The organism is Mesorhizobium sp. M1A.F.Ca.IN.020.06.1.1 (genome assembly GCF_004023265.1).
Taxonomy (GTDB): Bacteria; Pseudomonadota; Alphaproteobacteria; order Rhizobiales; family Rhizobiaceae; genus Mesorhizobium.
This window is the reverse complement of sequence record NZ_RZSR01001177.1, coordinates 1-1,573: the sequence shown is the minus strand read 5'-3', so window position 1 is coordinate 1,573 and position 1,573 is coordinate 1. Positions and strand designations below refer to the sequence as shown.

Annotated in this window: 2 protein-coding genes; one reads left to right on the top strand and one right to left on the bottom strand. The window is 64.9% G+C overall.

Translation table 11 applies throughout. The features are described 5' to 3' along the window. On the top strand, positions 1-667 hold a 667-nt coding region (locus EOA60_RS32220), incomplete at its 5' end, for a LysR substrate-binding domain-containing protein (protein ID WP_128312575.1). 7 nt (positions 668-674) lie between these two features. Here the strand turns inward: EOA60_RS32220 and EOA60_RS32215 are convergent. Beyond that, positions 675-1,301 (bottom strand): TetR/AcrR family transcriptional regulator, encoded by a 627-nt coding sequence (locus EOA60_RS32215; protein WP_095824675.1) that lies wholly within the window; start codon positions 1,299-1,301, stop codon positions 675-677. Positions 1,302-1,573 lie beyond the last annotated feature (272 nt).

Here is a 1,573-nt window from a genome sequence, read left to right as displayed (position 1 = left end):
CTTCGACCGCCTGGCGCGATCGCTGGAGCGGGTCGGATCTGGAAAACTGCGCGAACCGCTCGTCGTCGGCGCCGTCGGAACCTTCGCCGTCGGCTGGCTGCTTCCGAGACTGGAAGACTTCCGGCGCACCCATCCGTTCGTCGAGCTGCGCCTGTCCACCAACAACAACCGCGTCGACCTGGCGGCCGAGGGATTGGATTTTTCGATCCGCTTCGGCAACGGCGCCTGGAATGGACTTGATGCGACGGAACTTTTCGAAGCACCTCTGACGCCGCTTTGCACGCCGGAACTGGCGGCGACGCTTCACGCGCCGCAGGACCTCGGCGCGCTTACCTTGCTGCGCAGCTACCGTCAGGACGAATGGAGCCGCTGGTTCGAGGCCGCCGGCATGGAAGCGCCTGCGAACTTCGCGAGCGCGATCGTCTTCGATTCTTCACTGGCGATGATGGAAGCCGCCGAACAAGGGGCAGGCGTTGCGCTGGCTCCGGCGCTGATGTTTTCGCGACAACTGAGCAAGGGGTCGATAAGGCGCCCTTTCCACGCCTCCATATCGCTCGGCAGCTATTGGCTGACCAAGTTGAAGTCCAGGGAACCGACCGCCGCGATGTCGGCCTTTGCGGACTGGATCACCAGCTTGGAACCGGACAGACGAAGCGCGCTCAGCTAGCGGTGCTTCAGCCGGCTTTCGCCGCCTCCGATGCCCCGAACCTCAGCCCATCCATCAAGAGCTTCACCAGCCGCCCCGAGCGGTCCCGCCAGTCGGGCGTGTTGGGGGCGGAGTAGATGCCGCCCAGCGCATGCAGCACGTCCGACGCATCGACGTCGGCGCGGATCTTCCCCGCAGCTGCGGCCTGTTCGACCAGCCCCTTCAGCGCGCCGGATACGCGGCCTGAGGTATCGGAGAACAGCGTCGAGTTGGTGGTGAGCAACAGCCGCAGGCTTGTCGCCAGACCGCGCTTGGTGGCGATATAGTCGACGAAGCGCTGCATCCAGAGTTCCAGCGCCACATCGGCCGGATGAGCGCCGGCAAGTTCCTCGGCCGCATGGCAGAGCGCTTCCACCTCGCGGCGGTAGACCACCTCGACCAGATGCTCGCGCGTCGGGAAATGCCGGTAGAGCGTGCCGATGCCGACTCCTGCCCGCTTGGCGATCTCCTCCAGCGAGGCATCGACACCCTCGGCGGCAAACGCCTGCGTCGCCGCCTCGACAAGCTTGTCGCGGTTGCGCTGCGCATCGGCGCGCAGCGGCTTTGGCGCCGGCGTTTCAGGCTTTTCGGCAGGCTCCGAGGGCTGTTCAGTCAGTTTTTTCTCCACTGTCGCAATATGGGGCTTGAACCCATCCGGGTCAGCCCCCCACGTAAATAAACGGAGGCGCCTCCGTTTTAGTGGAGTTGTCTTATCATATAATCAGGGGAAGCGATATGTCACGGGGTAAGCGCCTAATCTTCCCCCTCGAGGGGGAGATGTCGCCGAAGGCGACAGAAGGGGTCGCCGCGCGTGAAACGCCTTGCTGGCGCGCGACGCGCGAGGGCGTTGGCGCTCTACGTGAGACGACCCCCTCTGCCCTGCCGGGC